This is a genomic window from Ensifer sp. ENS10 (assembly GCF_014852025.1).
Lineage (GTDB): Bacteria > Pseudomonadota > Alphaproteobacteria > Rhizobiales > Rhizobiaceae > Ensifer.
In genome coordinates, this window is record NZ_JACVAS010000009.1 from 104,766 (window position 1) to 124,064 (window position 19,299).

At 61.5% G+C, this 19,299-nt stretch carries 15 protein-coding genes; 10 read left to right on the top strand and 5 right to left on the bottom strand.

Annotated features, from left to right (window positions below; genetic code table 11):
• Window positions 1-39: 39 nt before the first annotated feature.
• Window positions 40-963: a DMT family transporter gene (locus IB265_RS26620; RefSeq protein WP_112994839.1), complete on the top strand. Its 924-nt coding sequence runs from the start codon at window positions 40-42 to the stop codon at window positions 961-963.
• Window positions 964-1,019: 56 nt separating this feature from the next.
• On the opposite strand, the gene IB265_RS26625 is transcribed toward IB265_RS26620, so the two are convergent.
• On the bottom strand, window positions 1,020-1,949 hold the full coding sequence (locus IB265_RS26625) for a LysR substrate-binding domain-containing protein (protein WP_058327164.1): 930 nt from the start codon (window positions 1,947-1,949) through the stop codon (window positions 1,020-1,022).
• A gap of 304 nt (window positions 1,950-2,253) precedes the next feature.
• Here IB265_RS26625 and IB265_RS26630 point away from each other — a divergent pair, with 304 nt between their 5' ends.
• From IB265_RS26630 to tdh, 7 genes are all read left to right on the top strand, one after another.
• Complete coding sequence (locus IB265_RS26630; RefSeq protein ID WP_093235071.1) at window positions 2,254-3,360, top strand: extracellular solute-binding protein; 1,107 nt, start codon at window positions 2,254-2,256, stop codon at window positions 3,358-3,360.
• A gap of 105 nt (window positions 3,361-3,465) precedes the next feature.
• Window positions 3,466-4,452 carry an ABC transporter permease gene (locus IB265_RS26635; protein ID WP_246806048.1) on the top strand — a complete coding sequence of 329 codons (987 nt, stop codon included), beginning with the start codon at window positions 3,466-3,468 and terminating at the stop codon, window positions 4,450-4,452.
• Window positions 4,452-5,246 (top strand): ABC transporter permease, encoded by a 795-nt coding sequence (locus tag IB265_RS26640; protein WP_192495324.1) that lies wholly within the window; start codon window positions 4,452-4,454, stop codon window positions 5,244-5,246. Before IB265_RS26635 ends, IB265_RS26640 begins: the two co-directional genes overlap by 1 nt.
• Complete coding sequence (locus tag IB265_RS26645; RefSeq protein ID WP_192495325.1) at window positions 5,246-6,331, top strand: ABC transporter ATP-binding protein; 1,086 nt, start codon at window positions 5,246-5,248, stop codon at window positions 6,329-6,331. The genes IB265_RS26640 and IB265_RS26645 overlap by 1 nt, the downstream gene beginning before the upstream one ends.
• Window positions 6,332-6,399: 68 nt before the next feature.
• On the top strand, window positions 6,400-7,530 hold the full coding sequence (locus IB265_RS26650) for an NAD/NADP-dependent octopine/nopaline dehydrogenase family protein (protein WP_210334597.1): 1,131 nt from the start codon (window positions 6,400-6,402) through the stop codon (window positions 7,528-7,530).
• A complete protein-coding gene (locus IB265_RS26655; protein ID WP_192495327.1) occupies window positions 7,527-8,711 on the top strand; it encodes a glycine C-acetyltransferase in 1,185 nt (394 codons plus the stop codon). The genes IB265_RS26650 and IB265_RS26655 overlap by 4 nt, the downstream gene beginning before the upstream one ends.
• A gap of 11 nt (window positions 8,712-8,722) precedes the next feature.
• Window positions 8,723-9,757, top strand: a complete 1,035-nt coding sequence (tdh, locus tag IB265_RS26660; RefSeq protein WP_192495328.1) for an L-threonine 3-dehydrogenase — start codon at window positions 8,723-8,725, stop codon at window positions 9,755-9,757.
• 189 nt (window positions 9,758-9,946) lie between these two features.
• Here the strand turns inward: tdh and IB265_RS26665 are convergent, their stop codons facing one another.
• The 3 genes from IB265_RS26665 to IB265_RS26675 all read right to left on the bottom strand — a co-directional run bounded on the left by IB265_RS26665 (window position 9,947) and on the right by IB265_RS26675 (window position 14,920).
• A complete protein-coding gene (locus IB265_RS26665) occupies window positions 9,947-11,746 on the bottom strand; it encodes an NAD(P)/FAD-dependent oxidoreductase (protein WP_058328962.1) in 1,800 nt (599 codons plus the stop codon).
• Between the two features lie 66 nt (window positions 11,747-11,812).
• Entirely contained in the window at window positions 11,813-12,886 is a 1,074-nt protein-coding gene (locus IB265_RS26670) for a 2,3-butanediol dehydrogenase (RefSeq protein WP_192495329.1), read from the bottom strand.
• A 162-nt stretch (window positions 12,887-13,048) separates the two neighbouring features.
• Window positions 13,049-14,920, bottom strand: coding sequence for a sigma-54-dependent Fis family transcriptional regulator (locus IB265_RS26675; RefSeq protein WP_192495330.1), 1,872 nt, complete (start codon window positions 14,918-14,920; stop codon window positions 13,049-13,051).
• A gap of 351 nt (window positions 14,921-15,271) precedes the next feature.
• Between IB265_RS26675 and IB265_RS26680 the strand changes: the two genes are divergently transcribed.
• Entirely contained in the window at window positions 15,272-16,669 is a 1,398-nt protein-coding gene (locus tag IB265_RS26680; RefSeq protein ID WP_192495331.1) for a family 16 glycosylhydrolase, read from the top strand.
• 356 nt (window positions 16,670-17,025) lie between these two features.
• On the opposite strand, the gene IB265_RS26685 is transcribed toward IB265_RS26680, so the two are convergent.
• Window positions 17,026-17,451: a hypothetical protein gene (locus IB265_RS26685; RefSeq protein WP_057249391.1), complete on the bottom strand. Its 426-nt coding sequence runs from the start codon at window positions 17,449-17,451 to the stop codon at window positions 17,026-17,028.
• A gap of 379 nt (window positions 17,452-17,830) precedes the next feature.
• Between IB265_RS26685 and IB265_RS26690 the strand changes: the two genes are divergently transcribed.
• Window positions 17,831-19,144 carry an alkyl/aryl-sulfatase gene (locus tag IB265_RS26690; protein WP_192495332.1) on the top strand — a complete coding sequence of 438 codons (1,314 nt, stop codon included), beginning with the start codon at window positions 17,831-17,833 and terminating at the stop codon, window positions 19,142-19,144.
• The last annotated feature ends 155 nt before the right edge of the window (window positions 19,145-19,299 follow it).

The window sequence follows — 19,299 nt, forward strand, 5'->3', positions numbered from 1 at the left end:
ATCCACGCTCAACGTCATTCTCATCAAGGAGGTCCCGTCATGGAGACCCTGTTCGTCCCAATGGCTCTGGTTGCGGGCGGTCTGCTCGCGGTTCAGGCCGGCGCCAATGCGCAGCTTTCGAAAGCGGTCGGATCACCGTTCGCGGCGACCACGCTTCAGCTCGCGATTGGCACCGGTTTGCTGTTTCTCGTCGCCCTGTTCACCGGGACTATCGCCGTGCTTGGCACAGTTCCGCAGGCCGAGTGGTGGCATCTCATCGGAGGCACTGCCTCGGCCGTCTACGTCGTCTCGACGATCGTTCTATTTCCCCGCCTCGGCGCAGTGGTATCGGTCGGCCTCTTTATCGCCGGGCAGATGCTCGCTTCTCTCGCACTCGATAGCTTTGGGCTGCTTGGTGTGGCGCAAACCGGGCTTCGGGCCGGAGCCGCGGCTGGCACGCTTGTCGTGCTCATCGGTGTCGGCATGGTCGTGTTCGGCCAAGGCGCAAAGGAGAACCTTAAAGCCGACAAACTTGGATGGATCGCCTTGGCACTCGTGGCCGGCGCGGTCCTCCCGGTCCAGGGGGCCGTCAATGCACTGCTGCGCCAGGAGCTTGGCGGTGCGCCGTTTGCGGTGGGCGCGATCTCGTTCTTCGTCGCCACGCTCGCCATGGCAGCGGTGATGCTGGTGGCGCTCGCCAGGCAGAAGACACCTCGCCCCAACATCGGCGGCGTGCAGACCATGCCCTGGTGGGGTTGGCTCGGCGGTTTCGCCGGAGCGACTTATGTCACCACGGTGTTTACTGCGATCCCGGTGATCGGCGCTGCCGCAGCCGTTGGTTTCACTGTCGCAGGTCAGCAGGTCGCAAGCGTATTCGTCGATCGCTACGGCTGGTTCCGCCTCCCGCAAAGGTCGGTGTCGGGCTTGCGTCTTGCCGGTGTGGTGCTGCTGCTTGCGGGTGTCGCTCTCATCAAACTCGTCTGAAGCAAGACGCACCTTATCGCAGTCGGCGATCCGCCGACTGCCCGAGAACTTCCATGTCACTCAGTCGCTTGGCTGGTCACACCCATTCCGAGCTGCATTTCCTGTACGGTGGCGCGCGTCGCCTCAACATAGGCATCAACGAGATGGCGATTCTTTGTATCGCGAAGCCAGCAGAGGCTGAGGTCAGATACAATGTTGGGGCGGAAGGGCCTGATCGTGAGGTGATCGCGCTGGCCGTAGGCGAACACCGGGTCGACAATGGCAATCCCGAGCCCGTTGGCGACCATTTCACACACCGCCGGCGCAAGGGTCGCGTCCATGATGTAATTCAAGCGGGTGCCGTAGCCATCAAGTGTGCTTTCGATCTTCTGCCGGATGCGGTTGTCGGCGGCAAAGCCGATATAGGGCTCGCCGTCGATGTCGGCCGGCTCGACCTCTTGTTTCGCCGCGAAGCGATGGCCCGCCGGCGCTATGCAGACAAGGTCGCCGCCGCGTAGGGGAACACACTCGATATAGGGGTTGTCCGTATTGCGATTGATCAGGCCGATGTCGACCTGTTTGGAGAGCAGCCATTCAACGATGAATTGCGAACTGCGGATCACCACGGAAATATAGGCATCGCCATACCTGGCAAGAAAGCGCTTGTTGGTGTGGCTGATGAAGGGACCGGACAGGGCCGGCATCACGCCAACGGAAATTTGCCCAAGCTCCTCGCGCCGGATCAGGTCGACGGCGCGCTCGATCTGCTTGATACCGGCAAAGACACGATCAATCTCCTTGTAGAGCCGCATCCCGTGTTCCGAAGGGATGAGCCGGCCCTTGACGCGATCGAACAGCGCAAGTTCCGTATCCTCTTCCAAATGCGCTAATAGCTTGCTCACCGCAGGTTGCGAGATATGCAATATCTCGGCTGCACGGCTGACCGTTCCACATTCGATCACGGCCTTGAGGGCCTCGATTTGTCGGAGGTTCGGTGCGCGCTTCATTCCATAACTTCTCAAAAGGGGGCGGCCTGCAATCACCCTAGCGCCGTCACCGGATGTTGACAATGTGACCGCTCGCTATGCTGGAAAACACCGGCGACCGGCGCCGCGACGCGAATTGCGATCCTATAACCTTTTGGAATAGAGGCAGACTCAAAAACAATTAGACGGGTCAAAATTGCTGCGCCTATCTATGTGCAGGCTGCAGTCGGATCTATCCGGTTGCGCGATTGGCGATCGGCCCGGCATTGCGCCACGCACGGACCGACGCTCATCAAGTCACGCTGGGAGGCGCGAGGAGGAACAAATGATTATCGGGCAGAAGATCAATCGCAGGAACGCACTCAAGCTGCTGGGAGCTGGCAGCGCGACGCTGCTCGCAGCACCGTACATCATCCGGCCGGCCAGCGCGCAGAGCTCGGTTCTCAACATCACCACATACGACAAGTTCCTGCCGCAGGACTTCATCGAGCAGTTCCAGAAGGAAAGCGGCATTGAGGTGCGCATCCGTCTGACGGACGACCAGGGCAAGCAGTACAATCTGCTCACGGCAGAAGGCGCAAATCCGACCACCGACATCGTCACCGTTGCGGGCCATCGCTATGGCCAGTTCATCGGCTCGAAGCTGGTACAGGCACTGGACACAGCCAGGCTGCGCAATTGGTCGAACCTCAACCCGGCCTATCAGGACGCGTCCTGGGCGCGTTACGAGGGCAACCTGTGGGGGTTGCCGATCCTGGCCGGCTACGAAGGCCTGGTCCGCAATACGGACTACGTGCCGGAGGCCGACAGCTGGGGCATCATGTTCGACGAGAAATACGAGGGTCTGACCGCGTACCTGGCGGGCGACTTCATGTCGATCACCATGAAATATCTCGGCCACGATGGCGACTTCGTCACCTATACCGACAAGGCCGAAGAGGCCCGCAAGGCCGCAAACGAGGCGCGTGACTTCCTGATCAAGCACAAGCATATGGTTCGCAAATACTACGACGCAGCCAGCGAAGTGCAGCAGATGTTCATCAACGAGGATATCCACCTGGCGCAAGCCTGGTCTGGCCCGGCCGCCAAGTTGATCATGGACGGCGTGCCAGTGAAACTGTCCGTTCCGAAAGAAGGCACCTACGGGTTCTGCTACACGCTGAACATCGTCAACAATGCGCCTAACGCCGAGAACGCCTACAAACTGTTCGATGCTATCCTGGCCAATCCTGAGGTCGGAGCGGCGATGACGCGCACGTCCGGCTTCAGCTCGACGATCTCGGGCGTCGACAAGCTGCTCAACGACAAGGAGCGGCTGGCTTCGACGTTGCCGCAGGACGAACTTGAGCGCGTCACCTTCTTCAGCTCGACTAACCGTTCGCTGAAAAACGAAATCATTGATCGCGCCGTCGCCGAACTGAAGGCGGCTTAAGCAACCATAGAGCGGCGACTGGCCCTGGCCCCGTTTTAACGACGGGGTCAGTACGACGACGCACGTCCGGTCGCCGCCCAACGGGTCAAGGTTTGGGACAATTCAATGGCCGTGGGAACAAGTACAGCGGATGGGGGTATCCCCGCCTATGCCGCTCAAATGAAGTACTCGACAGGCATTGCCCGGGTGATCCACTCGCCGGCCTATCGATATACGTTGGGTGCCGTTGCCGAGTGGCGATACGGACGCATCCTGCTGTTGGCCGGCGTGCCGGTTGTCTGGATGCTGATGATGCATATCGGCCCCATCTACGAAATGCTGCGCATCAGTCTTCTGTCCAGCTACCCGCCGCAGCCTGGCGTGGAAGCCAATTTCACGCTCGACAACTACGCGCTGTTCTTCAGCGAGAAACTCTACTGGATGCCGCTGCTGCGTAGCTTCGTCTACGCCTCGATTGCAACTGCCGTAACCCTGATCGTGGTCTATCCGGTGGCCTATTATGTGGCAAAAGTGGTCTCGCCCGGGGGCAGGTCGCGAGCGCTACTCTTGCTCTTGGCACCGTTCTGGGCCGGCGAAATCATCCGCATCTTCTCGGTCATCATGCTTCTGGCCAATCGTGGTGCAGTCAACGTGCTTCTGCGGGAGATCGGGCTCACCGACCGTCCCATCCAGATGCTCTACACTTCCTTTTCGATCAGCTTCGGCCTGGTCTACATGGTCTGCCTGTACATGTTGTTGCCGCTCTATTCGGCCATCGAGAAGATCCCGAAATCCCTGCTTGATGCGTCAGCCGACCTCGGGGCAGGGCCGTTCACGCGCTTCCGCCGCATCGTGCTGCCGCTTTCGCGCGACGGTATCGTCTCCGGTTGTTCGCTGGTCTTCCTCACCTGCATGGGCGTGTTTTCTGCCCCCATCCTGCTTGGCGGGCCGACCACCAGCATGTTCTCCGAGACGATCAGCAGCTTCTTCCACGGTGCCAGCAGCCGCTGGCCGGCGGGTGCCGCCTTCGCAATGATCATGCTGGCTGCATCCCTCGTGACCGTGGGTCTGTTCATGCGGGTCGTCGGCGGCTCGAAGCAAAGGACATTCTGATGCGCGCCATGTTTCTCGATTGGCCGGGGCTGGCTCTCAAGTCCGTCTACTGGCTGTTTGTCCTCTATCTGTTTCTGCCGTTGTCGCTGATGGTCGCTGTCAGCTTCAAGGATGCGAGCTTCATCTCGTTTCCGCTCGGAAGCCTGACGATCGACTGGTACGCCAAGGTCATTCAGGACAAGCAGTTCCTGGACGCCTGCCTTTACACAATCATGATCGCCGCGGCGACGACAGCCATCGCAACGGTGATCGGGGTCTGGATTGCGATGTTGATCGGGTCGCTGCGCGGGGCCGCTCAATACGTGGCCTTTGCCGTGGCGTGCCTTCCCGCCGTCGTGCCGGGCATGATCTCGGCGATCTCCTTGCGCATCTTCATCACGACCATAGATCTTCCGACCGGGACAGTGGCCATCATTCTCGGCCACGTCATTCATGCCGTGCCCTTCGTTGTGGTCATGGTGCTGACGCGACTGCGCTCGATGCCGGGCAATCTGGTCGACGCCGCGCGTGATCTCGGTGCGGACAGCATCGTCACCTTTTTCCGCGTCACCCTTCCTTACCTGGGGCCGGCCATATTCGGCGGCATGATCTTCTGTCTCCTGCTGTCGAGCGATGACTTCGTCCGCACCTTCTTCCTCGGCGGCTACCGCCCGACGCTGCCGATGCTCATCTTCGCCCGCGTACAGTCCGGCATGTCGCCGGAGATCAACGTCATGGCGACACTCGTCCTGGTCGTCACCGCCATCGTTGGACTTTACGCAGAATATCTCACACGTCGTTCGAGGATCCGCTGATGGAACCGGTTGTTCAGTTCGAAAATGTCAGAAAGAGCTTCGGTAGCTTTGTCGCGGTCGATAATCTCAACCTCAACATAGAGCGCGGCAAGTTCGTCACGCTGCTCGGCCCTTCCGGCTGCGGCAAGTCGACGACGCTGCGCATGCTCGGCGGTTTCGAAACACCCACGAGCGGCCGCATCCTGCTCTCCGGCCGCGACGTGACCCAGGTTCCGCCGAACCGGCGCAACGTGAACATCGTGTTTCAGGATTATGCGCTGTTTCCGCACATGACCGTCGCGAAGAACATCGCCTTCGGCCTGGAGTTGAAGGGGCGCGACAACCGGCAGATCCAGAAGCGGGTATCGGAACTTCTGGAACTCGTACAGTTGCAGGAACTCGCAAGCCGCCTTCCGTCCGAGCTGTCGGGCGGTCAGCGCCAGCGTGTCGCTTTGATGCGAGCGCTGGCGCCCGATCCTGACGTTCTCCTGCTCGACGAGCCGCTTTCTGCACTCGACGCGAAGCTTCGCCAGACCATGCAGGTCGAGCTCAAGGCGATCCAGGAGCAGACCGGCAAGACGTTCATGTTCGTCACCCACGATCAGGAAGAGGCACTGACCATGTCGGATACGATCGTGGTCATGAACAATGGCCGGATCGAGCAGATGGGCGATCCGGCGACCCTGTACAATCAGCCGGGCTCCGCTTTCGTGGCGACCTTCCTCGGCGAAACCAATCTGTTGCGTTCCGATGTCGTGGGCACCGAGGCTGGGGAAGCCGCGGTGCGGTGGAACGGTGTGACGATCAAGACCTCTGCCGGCGCGCTGTCTCCCAAGCCAGGCGACGCGATCTACGTCGTGTTGAGGCCTGAGGCAATCCAATGCTCGGCGCACGAACCGAGCGTGGCAAACCGGGTGCAAGGGCGGATCCGCCAGCGCGTCTTCAAGGGCAACCACACGTCGCTCAAGGTCGAGATCGGCGACGGACACCTGCTCAACGCGCTCGTTCACCCAAGCGAAGTGGAAGGCCTCAGCCGCGACGACATCTGGGTTGGCTGGCCGTCCGAAGCGACCACACTCATCCCCTCCCGAAACGCGGCGTCATAGCCGCAGCGTCTTAACGACGGGCGCCTGGCGGCGCCCGTTACCCGATATCAGTTAAAATGGAAAACGACATGCGAGTAGGTATCGCGGGTGCGGGCTCTATTGCCTTTGGCACCGCCGCACTTCTTGAAAAACTGGGACACAAGGCAACGCTCTGGTCGCCGTCCGGTACAGGTACGTTGGCGCTCACCGAGGGAGAAAGCCTGACGGCCGAGGGTGCCGTCGAAGGCGTATTCGATCCGGCGGTCGCTGAGAGCGCAGCAGATCTGGTCAGCGGTGCAGATGCGATCGTCATCGCGCTGCCGGCCTACGGTCACAGGTTCGTGCTGGACGCAATCGCGCCGTATCTTGCCGCCGGGCAGCTGGTGATCTTCAGTTCGCATACCTCGTTCGGAGCGCTTTATCTTTCATCGCTTCTGGCCGCGCGCGGCATAACCGTGCCGATCGTTGCCTGGGGGACGACGATTGTCAGCGGCAGGAAGCTCGGCCCGGCGCTGGTCCAGGTGAACACGATACGAAAGCAGGTTGATCTGGCGACCGTTCCGGCATCGGAGAGCGCCAGGGGATACGCAGTCTGCACGGCGCTCTTCGGCGAACATTTTGTCGATCGTGGCAACCTTCTGGCGATCGCTCTCTCGAACCTGAACCCGCAAAATCACCTAGGGATCGCGCTTGGCAACATGTCGCGCATGGAACGCGGCGAGAGCTGGGTTCAGGCCCAGAACGTCACCCCCAATATAGGCCGTCTTCTGGAGACGCTCGATCGCGAGCGCCTGGCCATAGCCGAGAAGTTGGACCTGAAAGTGCGCGACATTTTCCAACATTTCCACCTGTCGTTCCATGTTCCCGTCAGCACCATCTCGCAAATGAACCAGGAGATGCACCAGGCCGGCCACTGCGGCACCGGTCCCGCCACGGCGGACAGCCGTTACGTGACGGAAGATGTCCCCTTTGGCTTGGTCGTCACGGCTCAACTCGCGCGCCTGGCCGGATGCCCGGCGGTCCTGCATGAGTCGGGTATCCGCATTTTCTCGGCGATGTACGGTCGGGACTTCGAAGGCGAGAACGACATCCTTCCGGAACTGGGGCTTGAGCGACTGGATCTCGAAGGTCTCGATGCGCTCTGCCGCAGCGGCTTCCCGCCGGTCGCAGCGAATTGCCCGCAGAGGCGGCGCATCGAGCCGAGGGAAGCGTCTGAATGAACGATTTTCTGTCCCATCTTCGTTCTGAACTCGAGGGCCTGAAGACGGCCGGGCTTTACAAGTCGGAGCGTGTCATCACCTCGAAGCAGGCGGGCGCGATCGAGGTCGCCTCGGGCGACCGCGTGCTCAACTTCTGCGCCAACAACTATCTCGGCCTTGCCGACAACGCGGAACTGGCCGAGGCCGGCAAGAAGGCGCTCGACCGCTACGGCTACGGCATGGCCTCGGTGCGCTTCATCTGCGGCACGCAGGAGGAGCACAAGCAACTGGAGGCGCGCATCTCGTCGTTCCTCGGCCTGGAAGACACCATCCTCTATTCCTCCTGCTTCGATGCCAATGGCGGCCTGTTCGAAACGCTGCTGGGCGAAGAGGACGCGATCATCTCCGACGCGCTCAACCACGCCTCGATCATCGACGGCGTGCGCCTCTCCAAGGCCAAACGCTTCCGCTACGCCAACAACGACATGGCGGCGCTGGAGGAGGAGCTGAAGAAGGCGGAGGGCAGTCGCTTCAAGCTGATCGCCACCGACGGCGTGTTCTCGATGGACGGCATCATCGCCAATCTCGGGGGCGTCTGCGATCTCGCCGACAAATACGGCGCCATGGTCATGGTCGACGACAGCCATGCGGTCGGCTTCGTCGGCAAAAATGGCCGCGGCTCGGCCGAACATTGCGGCGTCGAGGGCCGCATCGACATCATCACCGGCACGCTCGGCAAGGCGCTCGGTGGTGCCTCGGGCGGTTATACCTCGGCCAGGGCCGAGGTCGTCGAGTGGCTGCGGCAGCGCTCGCGGCCCTATCTGTTTTCCAACACGCTGGCGCCGGTCATTGCCGCCGCCTCGCTCACGGTCTTCGACCTGATTGAGAACGGCGACGCGCTGCGTGAGCGGCTCTATGCCAATGCCGCACTTTTCCGCACCGAGATGTCGAAGCTCGGCTTCACGCTTGCCGGCGAGGGCCATCCGATCATCCCGGTCATGCTCGGCGATGCCGCGCTCGCCCAGGAGATGGCGGCGCGCATGCTGCAGAAGGGCGTCTATGTCATCGGCTTCTCGTTCCCGGTGGTGCCGAAGGGCCAGGCGCGCATCCGTACGCAGATGTCGGCGGCCCACAGCGAGAACGACGTACGCCAGGCGATCGCCGCCTTCGAAGCGGTCGGCCGCGAGCTTGGCGTGATCTGAGGGAGAGACTGATGACGAACATGATGAAGGCGCTGGTCAAGTCGAAGCCGGAAGAAGGCCTCTGGATGGAGCGTGTGCCGGTGCCGGAGATCGGCCCCAACGACGTGCTGATCAAGGTGAAGAAATCGGCGATCTGCGGCACCGACGTGCATATCTGGAACTGGGACCAGTGGGCGCAGAAGACCATCCCGGTGCCGATGGTCGTCGGCCATGAGTTCATGGGCGAGATCGCCGAGGTCGGCTCTGCCGTCACCAAGTACCATGGCGGCGAGCGGGTGTCGGGCGAGGGCCATATCGTCTGCGGCAAATGCCGCAACTGCCGCGCCGGCCGTGGGCATCTGTGCCGCAACACGCTCGGCGTCGGCGTCAACCGCCCGGGCTCCTTCGGCGAGTTCGTCTGCCTGCCGGAATATAACGTCGTGCCGATCCCTGAGGACGTGCCCGACGAGGTCGCGGCGATCTTCGACCCGTTCGGCAACGCCGTGCACACCGCGCTCTCCTTCGATCTCGTCGGCGAGGACGTGCTCGTCACCGGCGCCGGGCCGATCGGCATCATGGGCGCGCTCGTTGCCAAGCGCTCGGGCGCCCGCAAGGTGGTGATCACCGACATCAACCCGACGCGCCTCGCGCTCGCCAAGAGCGTCGGCATCGATTACGTCGTCGACGCCTCGAAGCAGAACCTCGCCGACGTGATGAAGGCGATCGGCATGACCGAGGGCTTTGATGTCGGGCTGGAAATGTCGGGGGCGGCACCGGCCTTCCGCGACATGATCGACAAGATGAACAATGGCGGCAAGATCGCCATCCTCGGCATTGCGCCGGCCGCCTTTGAGATCGACTGGAACAAGGTGATCTTCAAGATGCTCAACCTCAAGGGCATCTACGGCCGCGAGATGTTCGAGACCTGGTACAAGATGATCGCCTTCGTGCAAGGCGGCCTCGATCTTTCTCCCGTCATCACCCACCGCATCAGGATCGACGAATTCCGCGACGGCTTTGAGGCCATGCGCTCCGGCAATTCCGGCAAGGTGGTGATGGACTGGTAAGGCGACGGGAGAGCTCCGCGCGATTTGCGTGGTCTCTGGAGCGATCATAGATAAGCGTTTGCCAGAGTCTTCGCTCGCGGCGGGTATCATCCGCGCTTCGGAGAGCGCTCGAGATCTCCCAAAGCTAGCCTGATCTTCTCGCGAAGGCGGGAGAGGGCGAGCAGTCCGCCCTCTCGTCGTTCACTTCCGTCAGCGTTTGTGATGAACGCTCTGCAGGCCATAGACCGGTGTCTGGATGCCCTCCAATCGTGCCTTCAGTTGCAGCGAGAGATACTGCGAGTAATGGCGCGACTGATGCAGGTTGCCGCCGTGGAACCACAGCGCCTCCTGTTGCGTCGGCTTCCACATGTTGCGCTGCTCGCCCTCCCAGGGGCCGGGGTCCTTTGGCGTATCGGAGCCGAGCCCCCAGACCTTGCCGACCCTGTCGGCGGTCTCCTGATCGATGAGGTCTGCGACCCAGCCGTTCATCGAGCCGTAGCCCGTCGCATAGACGATGACGTCGGCCGGGATTTCCTTGCCGTCAGACAGTTTTACGGAGGTCTCGGTGATCTCTTCCACCTGTCCCGCGGCAAGCTTCACCTTGCCATCGATGATCAGCTGTGAAGCGCCGATATCGATGTAGTAGCCAGATCCGCGGCGCAGGTACTTCATGAAAAGACCCGAGCCATCCGCCCCCCAATCCAGCTGGAAGCCGGCTTTCTCCAGCGCCGCGTAGAAATCGGCGTCGCGTTCGCGCATCTTGTCGTAAAGCGGGATCTGGAACTCGTGCATGATCCGATAGGGCAGCGAGGCGAAGATGAGGTCCGCCTTGCCCGTCGTCACGCCATTCGCCAGCGCCTGTTCGGAATAGAGCCCGCCGAGGCCAATATCCATTAGCGTGTCGGACTTCACGATATGGGTCGTCGAACGCTGGATCATCGTGACGTCGACGCCCGCTTCGTAAAGTGCGGCGCAGATGTCATGGGCCGAATTGTTCGAGCCGATCACGACGACCTTCTTGCCCCTGTAACCATCCGGCCCCGGGTGCTGCGAGGAATGATGCTGCTCACCCCTAAAGCGCTCGCGGCCCTTGAAATCCGGGATGTTCGCCTTGCCGGACATGCCGGTTGCAAAGACGAGCTGTTTCGGCCGCAGCACCACTTCCTCGCCGTCGCGGTCGACCACGATCGTCCATTGCTTCGTGGCTTCGTCCCATTTGGCCGATTTGGCGGTGGAGCGTGTCCAGTAGTTCAGCTCCATCACCTTCGTATAGAACTCCAGCCAATCGCCGATCTTGTCCTTCGGCGCGAAGACCGGCCAGTTCTTCGGGAAATCGATATAGGGCAGGTGATCATACCAGACGGGGTCATGCAGGCAGAGCGACTTGTAGCGCTTGCGCCAGCTGTCGCCTGGCCGGTCGTTCTTTTCGAGGATGATGGTGGGCACGCCCAGCTGGCGAAGCCGAGCGCCGAGCGCAATGCCGCCCTGTCCGCCGCCGATGATCACGACATAAGGCTGCGTTTCATAACCGAGCGTGCGCTCCTCATGCTCGCGCTCCTCCTTCCAGGTCTTCGCGCCGACATTCTGGCCGTGCTTGGCGCCGAGCGGGCGGGTAAAGCCGGATTTCTCCTCGTGGCCCTTGAGTTCGGCCAGTGCCGTTAGCAGTGTCCAGATAAGGCCGTTCTTGATGCGCACGAGGCCATAGCCGCGCCCGGTCGCCGTCTCGAACGAGATCCAGCTTTCGAGCACGCCATCGGCCTCGGTCGCTTCCTCGCCGGCGGCGACGCGCCAATTGCAGGGCTTTGCAAAGGCGAGCTGTGCATCAAGCATGTCGCGCACCTGGTCCCGGCCCTCGACCGTCTTGATATTCCAGGTGAAGGCGACGAGGTCGCGCCAGTAGCATTCCTCGGCGAAGAGGTTGACCGCATCGTCTATGCGGCCGGTTTCGAGCGCGGCACCGAAGGCATCAAGCAGCGCCTGGACGCGGGTGGTGGGGGTCTTCTCGAGCATCGTTTCTCCTCCTGCTCTATGATGAAGATGGGACGGCTCCTCAACCGCCCCGCAACGCGGACCGGCCTAACGCTTGAGGTCGATCAGAATTTTCAAATGGGTGCCGGCGGGATCGAGTAGCTTGTCGAACCCTGCCGAAACGGCCTCGCCGAGCGAGACATATTTGGTGACGATCCGCCGCGCCGGAATCTGGCCGCTCGCGATCAGGCGCGCGACACGCGGCCAGTAGTGGGTCGGGTAGGCCCAGGAACCGCGGATATCGATGTCCTTGAAGGTTACGTCGAACCAGTTCAACGGGTTTTCTCCGGGGTGAAGACCGGTCTGTACGACAACACCCTGCTTGCGCACGGCGCTTGCGCAGGCCTTGAGCGCATGTTCGTTGCCGACGCATTCGATGGCGACGTCGCAGCCGACACCGCCCTCGGTCTCGGCCTGGACGACGTCGCTGACCTTTTCCATCTTCGGATTGATCGTGCGGACGTCGCCCAGCGCTTCCTTGGCCAGCGACAGTCGCGTCTCGTTGGGGTCGGAGAGGAAGATCTTCGAAGCGCCGGCGGCCCGCGCAGCCATGGCCACGAGAATGCCGATCGGCCCTGCGCCGGTGACCAGCACGCTGCTGCCGGCGGTGACGCCGCCGCGGTCGCAGGCGTAAACAGCGACTGCGGTGGGCTCGATCAGCGCGGCCTCCTCGTCGGACAGTGCATCGGGAATGGGCTGGACATTGTAGTCGTTGAGAAGGGCTGCTTCCGCCATTCCCCCGGAATGCCAGGAGAGGCCCGCAAGTGCGAGGTTGGCGCTCAGGTGAAACAGACCGCGATCGGCGTAATAGTCGCCACGGCGGGGCATGATCAGCGGTTGGACCGAGACCCGGTCGCCAGGCCTCACATGGTTGACCCCTTCGCCGACTGCCTTCACGATGCCGCCGAATTCATGACCAAGGATCTGTGGTCCATGGGCGCCGGTGAAGGGATGCGGCTCTTTCGGGATGAAGATCGGCCCATAGGCGTATTCATGCAGATCGGTCCCGCAGATACCGCAGAAACGGTTCTCCACCAGCACCTCGCCCGGCCCGGGCTGAGGCGGGGCCTCGACATCGTCAATGCGTAGATCCCTGGCGGCGTGAAAGCGCAGAGCTTTCATTGTGTTTCCTCCTGTTGTTCTTGCACAGGAGGGACAGCAAGCAGCATGCCAAATCGCGATTCCGCTTATTTCTGCGGTAATATCAATGGCTTAAAAATATCCGCAGCCGAAAGCCTCGGGGAATGCAACAGTTGCTGCGCAACAGGTGTTGCAGGCGTTGCGTCAGTTGAGACGCTTCAGGCGACGATGGATGGTGGAGCGGTTGACACCGAGCTTTCTTGCAAGTGCCGAGACGTTGTCGCCGCAGTCTCGCAGCGCCTGTTTCAGTGCATCATCCTCACCAGGCAACGAACGGACGGCGGCGGCGAAGAGATGTTCCGGCAGGCACTCGGTATCGATGAGGCCACTTTCGGAAAGCGCGGCGGCCACCCGCAGGACGTTGGAAAGCTCACGCAGATTTCCCGGCCATTCATGCGCCAGCAAGGCTGTCCGCGCGGCCTTGTCGATGCGGTAGGGTTCGTTGTTTTCCTTCTCGATGCGAGCGAGCAATTGGTCGATCAGCCAGCCGAGATCCTGGCGCTCTCGCAAGGCTGGGAGGCAGAGCGTTGCGGCGTTCAGGCGGTAATAAAGGTCTTCTCGGAAACGGCCTTCCTTCACCAGTTCCGCGAGATCGCGGTGGGAAGCGGAAACGACGCGCAGGCGGATCGGGCGCGCCTTCAGCGCGCCGACCGGCTGGACCTCATTTTCCGAGAGCACGCGCAACAGCCTGCTTTGCAGCGAAAGCGGCATGTCGCCGATCTCGTCGAGGAACAGGGTGCCGCCGTCGGCATCCTCGATCAGGCCGCGCTTGCCCTTCTGGCTGGCGCCAGTGAACGCGCCGGGAGCGTAGCCGAAGAGTTCGGATTCGATGAGATGTTCCGGGATCGCCGCGCAATTGACCGCGACGAAGTTGCCATTGCCGCCGCAACTGTCATGGATCGCGCGCGCAAGATATTCCTTGCCGCTGCCCGTTTCCCCTTGAATGAGAATAGAGATGTTGCGTGTCGCAAGTTTCGCTGCGCGGGTCTGCACCCGTTCCATTGCGGCGTCGCCGCGACTGAGATCGCGCAAAGCCCGTGGAAGGCGCGGTTCCGCGCCGGCAGGCGTGCGAAGGCTGACGACGGGCGCGATGGCGCTAGCGAAAAGGACAAGACCACTCTTGGCTCGAAGCAGGCGTTCGCCGTTCGGCCGGCCGCGCATGAAATTTGGCAGGTCGTCCACGTCGATATCGAAGACCTCCGAGACCGGAAGTCCGAGAAAATCACGCGTTCTGAGGCCGCGGATGTTCATCGAGCGGGCGAGTGCGCCAAAACCGCCATGGGTCATGCCAGTGATACGCCCGCTGCCATCGAGAGCGATGGCGGCGTCCGGGTCGACATCAAGGAATTCCGGAGAGCGCGCAAGCCGCAGGACCCAGTCATTGCGGGTACGGGTCATGAGATTGGCGAGCTCGATCCGCCGCGCAGTGGCGGACACCAGATGCAGCGCCAGTTGCTGGCTCGCCTTGGCGGTGGGTGACCGGAGCTGGGAGATGTCGAGCACGGCGGTAAGGTCGCCAAGCGTGTCGAAGACGGGCGCCGCCGTACAAGTCAGCCCGATATGGCTGGCGTCGAAATGATCGTCCTGATGAATGATGACCGGTTCGCCGGAGACGATGCAGGCCCCGACGGCACAGGTTCCTGCTCGGCTCTCCGACCATTCCGAGCCGAGATAGAGACCCGCCTTGCGCAACTGGTTGTCGAAAGTAGGGTCGCCCATGAAATCGACGGTGACGCCACGCGCATCGGATAGCAACAAAACATAGTTCTGTTCGGCGACCTGGTTGAACAGCCCTTCAAGGCCGGAGCGGCCGATGCGGATCAGTTCTTCAGCCTGTTCGCGATGCTCGCGCAGCTTCGATCCCGGAACGATATAGGCTTCCTGCGCGATCGTCGGATCCAGCTTGTAATCATTGAGGCAGCGAAGCCAGGATTGGACCACGGGTGCATCGCGCGGGCTCGCAGCGCCCAAGCCAACACGCTCTATCTCACGCATATGCGACAGCGGCGTTATCATCGATCAGCCTCCCAAGCGGGAAGCTGACACACTCTCGGCGTGTCGACAATCCATATCTATCAATAGGAAAAGCAGCGACCGGTAGGGACTTCCCATGCGGTATCGATCGGAATCCGCGCCATCGTGATGCTGCAGCCTGAGTGCGTTTTCGTTTCTCCATTCTAAGAATCGCGTCGCCGGCGCTTTCCGGCGAGTGCTTCGATCCCCGCGGGAGCCTATCCGCGCCCATTGCTATCGCGGCTAAAAAATGCGCAGGGGCAAAAGAGTTTGAGGTGTGGGCGACAGGCCACAGTCAGAGATGCTAGGGGTGCTCACCGGGAAGGGGCACTCTATCAAGCAGGAGACTTCTCGATGAGCAGAACTGCCATGAACGCCCTAGGACAGCCGGTCTATTACAGCGGAAGTTCGACGGCATGGTATTCCGCAACCGGATCCGGACCGACCCTTTACGGCACGCCGGCCAACGATTCCATCTGGGGCGATAGTTCCGTCGACGTAACGATGGTCGGCGGCACGGGCGACGACATCTACTACCTTTATTCATCGACGAACCGGGCCGAAGAGGCCCCCGGCGAAGGCGTAGACACGATCGATACGTGGATGAGCTACACCTTGCCGGAGAATTTCGAGAACCTGACCGTCACCGGCAACGACCGATATGCGTTCGGCAACAGTGCCGACAATATCATCACCGGTGGTTCGGGCAGCCAGACCATCGACGGACGCGCAGGTAACGACGTGCTCATCGGCGCCGGTGGAGCCGATACTTTCGTGTTCGAACATGGCAACGGCAGCGACCTCATCGCCGATTTCAGCTCCAACGACACGGTCCGCCTCGATGGCTATGGCTTCACCTCGTTCGACCAGGTCCTGGCCAATTCTGCCCAGGAGGGGGACGATCTCCGCCTTCATCTCGCCGAGGGCGAAAGTGTGGTCTTCGCCGATACGACAACCGACCAATTGCAGGAGAGCCAGTTCAAGCTGAACCTGGACCGGTCCGCCTTCACGCAGACTTTCTCGGATGATTTCGACACGCTTCAACTCCGCAGCGACACAGGCGGTGTCTGGGATGCGAAATACTGGTGGGCGCCGGAAGAGGGGGCAACGCTAACCGAAAACGGCGAGCTGCAATGGTACGTCAATCCGAGTTATGAGCCGACCGCTTCCATCAACCCGTTTTCGGTCGAGGACGGCGTGCTGACGATCACCGCCGAGCGCGCCTCGGAAGAAATCCAGTCCGAGATCGGTGGCTATGATTACACGTCCGGGATGCTGACGACCTATTCGTCCTTCGCCCAGACCTACGGCTACTTCGAGATGCGAGCCGACATGCCGGACGATCAAGGCGCCTGGCCCGCTTTCTGGCTGCTACCCGCCGACGGCTCCTGGCCGCCGGAACTCGACGTCGTCGAAATGCGCGGGCAGGACACCAATACCGTGATCACCACCGCCCATTCCAACGAATGTGGCGAGCACACCGTGAGCCGAGACGGAGTGCAGGTCGCCGATACCGATGGGTTTCACGACTATGGCGTGCTTTGGACGGAAGATGAGATCGTCTGGTACTTCGACGACACGGAGATCGCCCGCACGGACACGCCCGCGGATATGCACGAGCCGATGTATATGCTCGTCAATCTCGCGGTTGGAGGGATGGCCGACACGCCTAATGACGACTTTGCCGACGGCGCGGAGATGAAGATCGACACCATCGAGGCGTACTCGCTGGACTCCGACTGGGATATCTAAGCGGACGACGAAGGGTGGGCCGCTTCCGGAGCGGCCCACCCTGCCAAACGGCCCTGTCATGACCATGCGCAGCGTCTGTACGGATGGGCTCCAGGATCAATGTGAGCAGCCTTCGTCGGGTTCCGTGGCGAACCGGATGTCACTACTCGCCGCAACGGCCAGGACGCGAGAGACGGCCACATCAGCGCCAGTCTGTGCTTCCGGTTCCTCTATCGTCTTGCAGGGTTTCGAGAAGCAAGCTCATTTCCCCGAGCGCAACGGTTTGGGACATGGCAATGTCCAGAAGCGCGTCTCTGAACCGGCTGCGCTGCGAGGCGTCGCGGCGCTGCAAGCCTTCGAAACGCGCTGGGCAAAGGTCACTCGCTGGGTGCGGCACGATTGCTCACCTCCTGCACCACGTCGGACGAATGGTGAACCTGGCGCGCTTGTCGTAGCAGATAGGAACCCAACTCTGCGGCGGCGGCGATATCGGCGAAGAGCAGGCCCGCCTCAGCCATGGTGCCGTCGTCGAGCGTATCTGTTTCCTTTGGGTCGAAATCATCCAGCAGTTCGAGAAGTGCCGCGATCCTACGCCGTTGCTCGCCGGCCGCGGTCAGCAGGCTCCGCTCGATCCGCTCGCGCTCCAGCCTCTCAAGGTCGCGCAGTGCCTCGCCCACGCGGTCACGGCATTCGCAGTCGATGGCGCTGCTCAAGATCGCGCCGTGCATCCGTGCGATCGCACGGCTGATGTCCTCTTTTGTCTGGGCCAATGTCGATGTCATCGCGGGTTCGGCTGCTCGCATTACGTTTGTTCCACGTCCAGAGTTGCGTAGCGGCATCTTTCGGCGCTGCGCAATCACGATCCGGTATTTCGACGTCCAGCCTAAAGGCAAGAGGAACCGGGCTGTTTGAACCAGCGCAAAGAAAGGTAGCTTTCCACTGGCACGCCGCTTGGCCAGGACAGCCGGCCGCGTTTTAGCCCCACGGCCGAAGAGACTTGAGGGCTCCGACGATCACCACGCAGACCCTGGCCGCAAGGAAGGACGGGACTTCCGTCAGTTATTCCCATATCAAGTCCACGGGATGCGTTGCAGTCGCAACCGCAACGACAGACGGCCGGTCGCCGTCATTTCTGAACGTACCATGCAAGGCTCGTGGAGCCGTGAAGTAGGACTAACCTTGATGGTCGCATCAACACTCGGGCAGACGTCGCCCGCGTCTCCAGATGAATTCGCCGGGCGCGAGCAACTGCGTGCGAGTTCCGCAGAATTCCGGAAGGAAGTCATCGAAATCACGGACGGTGTCTTTGCTGCAGTGGGGTATTCGGCGAGCAATGTCACGCTGATCCAGGGGGAGAAAGGCTCCATTATCGTCGACACGTCTGCAAACCCCGTCGACGCAAAGGCGATCGTGGACGCCTTCGGGAATCGCTTCGTACGTCCCGTCCTGGCAATCATCTACACGCACAATCACCCGGACCATTCCGGCGGCGCGAGCGTGTTTGCCGGATCTGACAACCCCGAAATCTACAGCCATCAGACGCTGTTGGAATCTGGTCCTGAGTTCGGAAGAGGACCGCGCGACGGCGGTGATGCCTTCGGCACCAAGCTCGCTGACCATCTGTTCATCAACGCGGGTACGAAGCTCGAATATGGCCGTGTGACCCCGCATACGCGGGAGGGATTCCTGCCGCCGACCCGCACGTTCAGAGGGGAGAGCGAGACCATAGAGCTGGCGGGGGTGCAGATGCAGCTCATCCATACGCCAGGGGAGTCTCCTGAGAACACGGCGATCTGGATCGCCGGGAAGGGAGTGCTGGTCCCCGGCGATGATTTCCTGAAATCATACCCGAACCTCTCGCCGATCCGCGGCCTGAAGCTGAGGCCGCCGGAGAAGTGGATCGCAAGCCTCGACAAAATGCTCGCCTTGGACGCCACCTACATGGTCCAGGGCCACATGCGCCCGATCCTCGGGAGGGACGAGGTCCGCAAGGCTCTCACCGATTACCGCGACGGCATCAAGACCGTCCTCGACCAGACCCTGGCCGGTATCAAACAAGGAAAGACACCCGACGAGCTTGTTCAGGAGGTGAAACTCTCTCCTGAGCTCTCAAAGAGCCCCTACCTGCAAGAATACTATGGCACTGTCGCGTGGGCTGTGCGTGGTATTTACGCCGATTACGTCGGCTGGTTCGATGGAAATGCCACGAATTTGAATCCTCTGCCGCCCGGGGAGCGCGCCCGAAAGATGCTCGAAATGGCAGGAGGCCTAGATAAGGTCATCGCCCGCGCCCGGGAAGCCATTGAGGCCAAGGAGTTTCAATGGGCGGCAGAAATGATCGACCATGTGTTGGCCGTTGACCCTGCGAACATGGCAGCCAAGGAGATCAAGGCTCAGGCGCTGACCGAGTTGGGCGAACGCCAGATCAATGCTAACGCCCGGAACTATTACCTCACCACAGCTCAATACCTGCTGAAGCGAGAGAGGCAGGCGTAGCTGTGTCCGCGCGGGCACGCCATCGTTCTAGAATAAGCTTTAAGGTGAGGACCGGAGGTTTCTTCGGTCCGAGACACCAGAGGCTTCATTGAGCGCGTGGCCGCGGGCCCTCCTGAACTTCGAGCTTATGCCCGGTCGCTTGCGCGGCCGGGCAT